Below are 9,592 nucleotides of genomic sequence, written 5' to 3' on the forward strand. Positions count from 1 at the left end.
CTTACCAATCCTCCCTTCCCGCCGGCAGCGTCATTCGGATGAACGTTCCTTCATCCGGTGTGCTCTCAAGCGTTAGGGCATATTCATCGCCGTAGGTTAGCTTGAGTCGCTGATGTACATTTCGCATGCCGATCCGGTAACCTTCCCGATCTTCCATATCGTCCAGCGACTGCATCAGCTCCTCCAGCCGCTCCTCTCTCATGCCTTGTCCATTGTCCGAGATTTCGATCACCAGTTTCTTGAAGTCGTCGGACATCGTAGTACGAATAACGACGCTTCCGCCCTCTTCTTTGCTCTCCAGCCCATGCACGACCGAGTTCTCAACAAGCGGCTGTATAATGAGCGGCGGCACGCGGACTTGCAGCGAACGTGGATCAATGTCCAATTCGAAGCCAAGTCGATCGCCGAAGCGGAATCGCTGAATTTCCAAATAGCAGCGGACAATCTCAATCTCATCGTCCAGCTTAATGCTGGAACCGCCGATTTCAAGATTTTTGCGCATCAGCGTGCCGAGCAGTTTGACCGTCTGCGCAATCTCAGTCTGCTTATTCATGTGCGCCTTCATTCGAATGGACTCCAACGCATTGAACAGGAAGTGCGGATTAATCTGGCTCGCCATCATACGAAGCTTAATTTCCTTCTGCTTGATCTTGAGCAAATTCTGCTGCTCATTGGACTCCCGCACTTCTTCCATTAGATCACGAATGCTATGCATCATCCCGTTAAACTGACGGGCTAATTGACCAACCTCATCATTGCCGTCTATCTGCAGCGTTACATTCAAATTACCGCTGGCTACTTTATTCATCTCTCGGCTAAGCCGAAGCATCCGGTTGGCCAGCAGCTTGGATACGAACGAAATCAATATAATCGCTACGATTAAGCTAAACAGCATAATCGTCAAGCCAAGCATCCCGATGCGATTCGCATCCTTCACAATGCCCTCAATCCCGATGACCGATACGATGCGAAGTCCGTTGCGGCTTGCAGTCGGCGTTATTGATTCTACGACTACCTTGGACCTCTTGCCATCGACCAGCGTATTCAAAGTTCCGTCCTTTAAGCCATCGAGCGACATCCCGACGTTCACATCGCTGAGTGCAAGCCCTTCATCCGAAGTGCGTGTGGACGCTACAATACGATTGTTCGCATCAATAATCATCGTATCGAACGGCTCATTCATCAGAATGTTCGTCAATTCGCTTCGATGGAGCGAGATAACCAGTATGCCGCTCGTTCTATATCCCAAGAAGTCGATACGCCGCACAAGGTTCAAGTATTTAGTCCCCGGATTCGTCTCTTCGTCGAAGTAATACCACATCGCCATCTGACTATCCTGTGCTTCCTTATACCAGTAGGCCGACTGTGTTGCCGTATCCGCCTTCATATATTCCCAGTTGTTCAGCATGGTCGGATTGTCGACATACAGTCGAATACTCCGAATTTCTTTATGGATTTCTTTAATTCTTTGGAATATCGGATATTCATTGTAAGCGAGGAATACATCCGCCGAACTAGAGAACGAAGTGTTCGCGATATTATACAACTTCTTATCATACATCAGGGAGCTCGCTACATCGATTGGCCCAGCTAGCAACTGGCTCATCCGCTGTTTAATCCGTTCCACATTGTTCAGCGATTGCGCAACTGCATCATCGAGCACCTTCTCCCGAAATTGAGAGGTGAGTATTAGGCCCACAATAAGCAGGGGAACGATAACGACGAGCACAAGCGACAGAAACAGCTTGGATCGTATTTTCATATTATTAAACCGATTGGAAATCCAATGCATCTGCTCTTCGTCACACCTTCTTATCTCGCACCGTCATATCGAAACGTGTCGATAATTGTCATCTATTATACGATAACTATGAAGTTCTAGTTTCGTCAATTTCATGAAGCTTTCTAATGAAGCTTGCGGAACTGCTCCGGTGTCATGCCTTCCGCCTTGCGGAATACCGATATAAAATGGCTCGCATCCCTATAGCCGACCTCTTGCGCAATCTGCATGATCGGCTTTCGCTCCAGACCGCTAATGAGCTCCTTCGCTTTCGACAATCTCAGTTGAATCAGATACGTATATGCAGTCATGCCAAACGCTTTACGGAACAGCATATTCAAATAACGGGCCGACACATTCAGCTGCTCTGCCATTTCGGGCAGGCCAACGGCAGGATCGCTGTAGTTGCTGTCCAACCAGGCAAGCAGCGGGTTAAGTCTTTCCATATGCTGAAAAAGCGATGAACCCGAGCTGACTTGACCATATTTTTTCAATAGAAGAAGAAACCGATACAATCCGCTTGAAGCGTCAAGACCCGATCGGTCGTCAGCCGTCTCAATCGCAATAAGCATCCGAGTCAAATGTCCGCTGAGCTCCGACGCTTCCTGCTCCCACTTAAACCATTCCGAATGTCTGAAACCAAGCGAGGTTACCATCGGCGCAGCCTGCGATCCATCGAAGGTGATATAGCTCGTTGACCATTCGTCTCCGGCCTTGCGGTAAGAATGCTTAATATGCGGATATAACAAAATGCCCGTATGCGGCGGGAGCGTCAAGCGCTGTCCAGCTACCTCGATTGTTCCTTCGCCGCTAACCGTCTCCAGCCAGTGAAAGCAAGGATAACCTTCTTCCCGGTCGATGGACTCCTGTTCTGGATTATAACCAATGCTCTCAACATAAATCGGCAATGCGGGCTGTGCACCAGTGAAGAGGAAATGGCGCTGACGGCTATCCGACAGACGGACTGGTCTTCCTCGCTGGTCCTGTTTTGATGGATTGATTCTCATACTGATCCCTCCGTGTCCTAGCATAGCACAATCGGCTCACAAGAGCATGACTCAGGACGATCGTACCAACTTTTAATGGGATTATTGGTTTTTATTGTTGTCAACAACTGTGCGCACATGTAATATCAAGGCCGGCTTATGACATTTGGTCTACATTTGAGGGGGATTCGGCACTATGGATGGCTATATGCTTCTGGTTGTCGTGCACGTAATGGCAGCAATCATCGGGATTGGTCCCACGTACTTCTCGCCTGTGCTGCTTCGTACCGGTCAAACGACAGAGCAGCTTCACTCATCGTTTCGTCTTGGCGCCATTCTGGAGCTGTTCCCGAAGTTCGGCGGCTCGCTTGCCGTGCTAAGCGGTCTTGCGCTCGTCATCATCGGTGACTATCAGTTCAAGGATGTGTGGATTTACGGCTCGATCGCGATCTATGTCATCATTCAAATTCTTGTCATCGGCTTTGTTGCCCCGAGGCAGAAGAAAGTACTTAATTGGTTGCTCGATCAAGCATCTGCTGTGCGGACATCAACGAATCCTCCTATTGAATACAACGCTCTCCTATCACAAGTAAGAACGATTCATTACATTGCAACGGTGCTCGGAATCGCACTTTTCGTCCTTATGATTGTTAAACCTACTTTGTAAATAATCCAGAATGGCTATTGTAATAATCGGCAGTATCACGCAAAGAATCTCCAAGTCCGCAAATGCGGATTTGGAGATTCTTTGCGTTACCGTGCAGGCATTCGCGCTGATTATACTTTCACGCGAATGACGTTCCACGAAGCTTTCGCCAGCGATGCTTGAATCGTCAAGCCGTCTGCCGTCGCATTGCCTTTGTTGTGTGGTGCAACGCGATTTGGCTGAAGTTCTGTGTTAACAGCTTTCAGATCATCCGATTCGAGTACGATGTGCTCAATAATCGATGCTGAGCCGAAGCTGCGCAGGTCGATCTCGAATGGAAGCGACTCTTCCAGATGGCGGTTAACCGCGAAGATCGTAACCTCTTCCTTCTCCTCATTATGAATCGCGATCGATTCGAGGTAAGGAACATCCGTAATTTCTTTCGTGTCATACTTGTCCGATTGAACGAGCGGAACAAGCGCTTTGCCGCGGCCAAATACCGAAGCGTGCATATATGGATAGAAGATCGTTTGACGCCAAGCGCCGCCGCCGGTCGATGTCATGATTGGCGCGATCACGTTAACGAGCTGTGCAAGACAAGCCATCTTCACACGATCGGAATGCTTCAACATAGCGATGAGCATCGTACCAACAACAAGCGCGTCCTCGTGGTTGTACACGTCTTCAAGCTGTGGCGGAGCGATCTGCCATGGATCCATCTTCCGGTCTGCTTCGTTGGAGTGGAACCATACATTCCATTCGTCGAACGACAGGAGCATTTTCTTCTTGCTGCGTTTCTTTGCTTTGATGTAATCGCAAGTGGCTGCGACCGTACGAATGAAGTCTTCCATTTGGAGCGAACGCGCGAGGAATGTCGGCGTATCGTTCTCATGGTTGCCGTAGTATTGATGAAGCGACAAGTACTCCACGTGGTCATACGTGTGATCCAGTACCGTTGCTTCCCACTCTGGGAACGTTGGCATACCGATTGCCGAACTGCCGCAAGCGACGAGCTCGATCGTTGGATCAACCCATTTCATAACCTTCGCCGATTCGAGTGCGATGCGTCCATACTCGACTGCCGTCTTGTGACCGATCTGCCAAGGGCCGTCCATCTCGTTGCCGAGGCACCACGTCTTGATGTTGTGCGGCTGCTCATAACCGTGGGAACGACGCAGGTCACTCCAATACGAACCGCTTGCATGGTTGCTGTACTCGACAATGTTGCGGGCATCGTCGATACCGCGTGTACCGAGGTTAACCGCCATCATGACTTGCGTATTTGCCTTCTTCGCCCAATCTACGAATTCGTTGAAGCCGAACTGATTCGTCTCAACGACACGCCATGCGAGCTCGAGTCTGCGCTTGCGCAGTTCTTTCGGTCCAACTGTATCTTCCCAGTTGTAGCCGGATACGAAGTTACCGCCAGGGTAACGAACGATTGGAACTTGCAACTCGTTGATCAATCCAAGCACGTCACCGCGGAATCCGCTCTCGTCCGCTGTTGTATGACCTGGCTCATAAATGCCGTTATATACGGCACGGCCCAGGTGCTCAATGAAAGAACCATAAATTCTGTCGTCAATCTCGGAGATTGCAAAATCTTTGTCAACAATCATTTTCGCTTTTAAACTCATGTAGACAACTCCTCTACCTTGAATTAATATTGATGTTAAGTAAATTAAGAATTATGTTAATCCTTATTTCAATTAAAAACGATATCGCTTTCATATGCAACATTTTTTTTAAATAAAAGCCTTTTCATTCGATTAGTTTATGTATATATTAATTATTATGCAAATACCGAATCAATTCACTTTCATATAAATAACCAGCATTCATATTCAATGTAGTAATGGAGGAACGATAATGATTAAAGCCAGTGCAGATGTCAAATGGCTTCCGCTATTCGAAGCGCTTGCGAGCGAAGTACGTCTAAACATATTGAAGCTGCTTGCGCAGAAGCCCATGAACAACAAAGACCTGGCTGAGCAGTTGAACTTAAGCGGTGCCATTGTCACCATGCACATTCGCAAGCTGCAGCAGGCAGGCCTCATTCGATCTGAGATGGTTCGCCTCAACGGTGGCACGCATAAACTGAATTCTCTAATGGAGGAGTGGATTGAAATCTCACTCCCGCAAGTTGAAGAGACGATTCGTCCGATGCACGAGGTTTCGATTCCGGTCGGACATTACACTTCATTCGAGGTTCATCCTACGTGTGGACTGGCAACCACCTCACAATACATTGGACATTTCGATGACCCGCGCTACTTCCTTGCGCCAGAGCGAATGCATGCGAATATATTATGGTTCGGCAGAGGGTACATTGAGTACAAAATCCCGAACTATCTGCTGCCATCTCAACAGCTGACTGAGATCGAGATTACGCTGGAGCTATCATCCGAAGCGCCGGGCGTTAATTCCAATTGGCCTTCAGACATCCGTTTCCATCTGAATCGGACGGATCTCGGCTATTGGACAAGCCCTGGCGACTCAGGCGGCGGACGCGGCTCCTTCACACCGGACTGGTGGACGGATAATATTAACCAATACGGCTTCCTGAAGGTGCTGCGCATCAATGAAGAAGGCACGTTCATCGACGGTGTTATGCTGTCATCCAACGGCATTAACTCGATCGAGCAGGAGCGCAATCAGTGGACGCTGCGCCTATCGGTTGATGAGGATGCTGCCCATGTCGGCGGCCTGACGCTGTATGGCAAAGGCTTCGGCAACTACAATCAGGACATCTTGTTCCGAACGTATTACAAGCAGCAGTAGACCCTCTATCGTTCACGTTTGTTTCTGTACAAACGCTGCATGGACTCGTCTCCACTCCTCAAATATGTTACGATCTAGACAGAGCATTATGGGTCGATAGTCGCGCCTACGTGCACAGAGAATAACCGTTTGGAGGAGGAACCGACATGCTTTTCATCGATAACCAAGGCATAACCGATCCGACCATTAACCTGGCGATAGAAGAATATGTGCTGCGTCAACTGCCGATGACAGACAGCTACTTGTTATTCTACATTAATGCTCCATCGATCATCATCGGCAAAAATCAAAATACGATCGAAGAAATCAACGCCGAGTACGTAAACGAGCGCAGCATTAAAGTGGTTCGCCGTCTCTCCGGCGGCGGTGCCGTCTATCACGATACCGGCAACCTCAATTTCAGCTTCTTAACGAAGGACGACGGCCAGTCGTTTCATAACTTCCGTAAGTTCACGCAGCCTGTCGTTGACACGCTTCAGGCGCTTGGCGTAGATGCTGAACTTAGCGGCCGCAACGATATTCAGATCGGCGAGCGCAAAGTATCCGGCAATGCCATGTTCGCCACACGCGGACGGATGTTCAGCCACGGTACGCTGCTCTTTAACTCGGAGATGGAGCATGTCGCGTCCGCGCTGAAAGTGAAGCCGATCAAGGTCGAGTCCAAAGCGACCAAATCGGTTCGTTCGCGCGTAGCCAATATTGCGGAGTTCCTGAAGGAGCCTCTTACGATCGAACAGTTCCGTGATGAGCTGCTTCGTCATATATTTGGAATGGAGCCTTCAGAAGTACCTCAATACCGGCTCACCGATGAAGACTGGAAAGCGATTCACGAGCTCTCAGAGAGCCGTTACCGCAACTGGGACTGGAATTATGGTCGATCGCCTAAATTCAACATCCAGAACGCGTACAAGTTCGCTGCTGGCATCATTGATGTGCGCCTCGATGTCGAGGACGGCCTCATTGCTGGCTGCCACATTTTCGGCGACTTCTTCGGCGTTGGCGACGTTGCCGATCTTGAGCAGGCGCTCAATGGCATTCGTTACGAAGAGCAAGCCCTGCAGGCAGCTCTGGCCGATCACGATATTAGCCACTACTTCGGCAATGTAACACTGAAGCAATTCATAGATCTGCTGCTGTTGAAGGAGCAAGTTTAAAATAAAGAAGCGACTTGTCGCATCGGCCCTCGTTCCTAGTCAGAACGAACCGGTGCTGCAAGTCGCTTTTTTCGTTATATAAATATAGGTTAGCAGGAATGTTAATTCTATATAGTGATCGTTATCCTAGGTAGAACTATTCGAAGGCAAGTGGTCATCTCTCATACGTCCGCGACTGCCCAATACGAAGAGTGCAGTACCGATCCAGCCACAGATGGAAGCTATAATCAGCAGGCTCGACAATGCAACCGATTCAGACAGTCCTGCACTTAGCAGTGGTCCAAGCGTTCCGCGGAAACCGAATAACATCAGGTGCACCCCGAATATTACGCCTTCCCGACCAGGCACCAGTCTGAAGATAAATGACAGAATGCCAATATCCCAGATCGCTTCTCCCATCCCCTGAATACCGTTGCCTACAATAACGGCGCTATAGGTTCCCCAAACACCATATAGCAGCGGAACAACCGCATACGCGCCAATCCCGACCATCAGCGTGTACCTGATATCATAGCGGTCAATCATCCAGCCAGCGATGAGATAAGTCAGTAATAGGCCCAAATAGTAAGCGATCCGCGCCACAGCAATCTGCACATTCGTTAAGTCAAGCTCATCAACCTGTATGATCTGATACAGTGGGTTGGCGAGCATATTACCGAATCCAGCGAAAGTCGTTGCTAACAGGAAGACGGCCAGAATCCGATTCCCTTTAACAAGACCCCACTGTTCCTTTAACGTTTCTTGGGCAGAACGCTTCTGCTTCTGTTTGCTGTCGTCCTGTACAACAGGTGTCTTCGGCAGCCGAATCGTATTGAATAACATAATGGATATGAAACCGAACAATGCTGCTGCAAACAGCGGTCCAGACGGCCCAGCATGGTCAGACCAGCTTCCCACGATGTACGCCAACGGAATCATTAATGCACCCATTGCTACGCGCACATACCCCATTATTCTGCCGCGAACATCCCAAGGATACATCTTAGGCAGCAGCGAAGCATACGCAGGCGCCTGAATGCCCATCAATAGCTGGAAGCTAACAGCCGTCACGACATAAACTGTAGGATGCGGGAATAATGCCGGAAACACAAGCAGCACCCTGCCGATCATATTCGGGAAAATAAAGAACAGTCGGTACTTTCCTGTACGCTCGATAAGGCTCGCCCATAAAGGCGAGAAGATAAGCCCGATCGCCGGTGCAGCCGATAATAGGCCAACCTGCAGGTTCGATGCGCCTTCTCGGATAGCGAAAGGCATAAAAAATTGATTCATTACAACGTTAAACACACTGAAAATCATCGATGCCCATACATCAATTTTGGCATTGTACCAGACTCTTGCTGGCATCGCTAATCCGAACCTCACAACGGCATGATGCCGTAGCTGCGGTTGTTGTCTTCCCATGGATGTCCTGTCCTTTCCTACTGTGCGCATTCTCTCGTAAGTGTAGTCCTCGCAGTCATAACGGTCAAGATATAATAGATTGGTATGCGCGGAAAACACAAATCTACCTACAAAAACAACAAAAAAAACCACCTTTGCAGGTGGTGTCGTTGAATGATTTGGTTGCGGGGGCAGGATTTGAACCTGCGGCCTTCGGGTTATGAGCCCGACGAGCTACCGAGCTGCTCCACCCCGCGATAGTATAATGGTGACCCGTAGGGGATTCGAACCCCTGTTACCTCCGTGAAAGGGAGGTGTCTTAACCCCTTGACCAACGGGCCCTAATGTGACTAAAAAACAGTCCGTTGATCACGATGGATCTCTTGAAGCTTATTCGACATCGAATCTTGATTGAGCTCTCGAACTCCGTTGCTCATTTAGCTTCCAGCTAAACTCCGCTACTCATTCTTCGATCTAAATCAACCTTCTCGGTGCTGAACAGTCTGTTTTTTACTCTGATTATAAGCAAAAGCACGATAGTGTCGCTCTGATGCTTGATGAAGGTTACACCTTCAAAACTGGATGCGAATGTTGAATCCTTAGCTTTAGCATTTGCTTTACCTTCCGAAGAAGGATTTTAGGATAAGCCCTCGATCGATTAGTACTCGTCAGCTGCACGCATTGCTGCGCTTCCACCTCGAGCCTATCAACCTGGTCGTCTTCCAGGGATCTTACATACTGGGAAATCTCATCTTGGAGGGGGCTTCGCGCTTAGATGCTTTCAGCGCTTATCCCGTCCGCACTTGGCTACCCAGCGGTGCTCCTGGCGGAACAACTGGTACACCAGCGGTGCGTCCATCCC

7 protein-coding genes, 2 tRNA genes and 1 rRNA gene are annotated in these 9,592 nt (G+C 49.1%); 3 read left to right on the top strand and 7 right to left on the bottom strand.

Annotated features, from left to right (window positions below):
• Nucleotide 1: 1 nt before the first annotated feature.
• Together H8B09_RS16035 and H8B09_RS16040 are read right to left on the bottom strand one after the other, a co-directional pair.
• A complete protein-coding gene (locus tag H8B09_RS16035; RefSeq protein ID WP_191204496.1) occupies nt 2-1,792 on the bottom strand; it encodes a sensor histidine kinase in 1,791 nt (596 codons plus the stop codon).
• 113 nt (nt 1,793-1,905) lie between these two features.
• Nucleotides 1,906-2,787, bottom strand: a complete 882-nt coding sequence (locus H8B09_RS16040; protein WP_191204497.1) for a helix-turn-helix transcriptional regulator — start codon at nt 2,785-2,787, stop codon at nt 1,906-1,908.
• 175 nt (nt 2,788-2,962) lie between these two features.
• On the opposite strand from H8B09_RS16040, the gene H8B09_RS16045 reads away from it, so the two are divergent.
• Nucleotides 2,963-3,433, top strand: a complete 471-nt coding sequence (locus tag H8B09_RS16045; RefSeq protein ID WP_191204498.1) for a DUF2269 family protein — start codon at nt 2,963-2,965, stop codon at nt 3,431-3,433.
• A 110-nt stretch (nt 3,434-3,543) separates the two neighbouring features.
• Here H8B09_RS16045 and arfA read toward each other — a convergent pair whose 3' ends face one another.
• Nucleotides 3,544-5,049 carry an arabinosylfuranosidase ArfA gene (arfA, locus tag H8B09_RS16050; RefSeq protein WP_191204499.1) on the bottom strand — a complete coding sequence of 502 codons (1,506 nt, stop codon included), beginning with the start codon at nt 5,047-5,049 and terminating at the stop codon, nt 3,544-3,546.
• Nucleotides 5,050-5,281: 232 nt separating this feature from the next.
• Between arfA and H8B09_RS16055 the strand changes: the two genes are divergently transcribed.
• A complete protein-coding gene (locus H8B09_RS16055; protein ID WP_191204500.1) occupies nt 5,282-6,193 on the top strand; it encodes an ArsR/SmtB family transcription factor in 912 nt (303 codons plus the stop codon).
• 146 nt (nt 6,194-6,339) lie between these two features.
• On the top strand, nt 6,340-7,347 hold the full coding sequence (gene lplA / locus H8B09_RS16060) for a lipoate--protein ligase (protein WP_191204501.1): 1,008 nt from the start codon (nt 6,340-6,342) through the stop codon (nt 7,345-7,347).
• Between the two features lie 126 nt (nt 7,348-7,473).
• Here lplA and H8B09_RS16065 read toward each other — a convergent pair whose 3' ends face one another.
• From H8B09_RS16065 to H8B09_RS16080, 4 genes are all read right to left on the bottom strand, one after another.
• Nucleotides 7,474-8,751: an MFS transporter gene (locus H8B09_RS16065; protein ID WP_191204502.1), complete on the bottom strand. Its 1,278-nt coding sequence runs from the start codon at nt 8,749-8,751 to the stop codon at nt 7,474-7,476.
• 159 nt (nt 8,752-8,910) lie between these two features.
• Nucleotides 8,911-8,987 (bottom strand) — tRNA-Met (locus H8B09_RS16070).
• 9 nt (nt 8,988-8,996) lie between these two features.
• A tRNA-Glu gene (locus tag H8B09_RS16075) sits at nt 8,997-9,071 on the bottom strand.
• A gap of 297 nt (nt 9,072-9,368) precedes the next feature.
• Nucleotides 9,369-9,592, bottom strand: a 23S ribosomal RNA gene (locus tag H8B09_RS16080); the annotation flags it as partial.

Origin of the sequence: Paenibacillus terricola (genome assembly GCF_014779765.1) — a bacterium.
Classification (GTDB): Bacteria; Bacillota; Bacilli; order Paenibacillales; family Paenibacillaceae; genus Paenibacillus_T; species Paenibacillus_T terricola.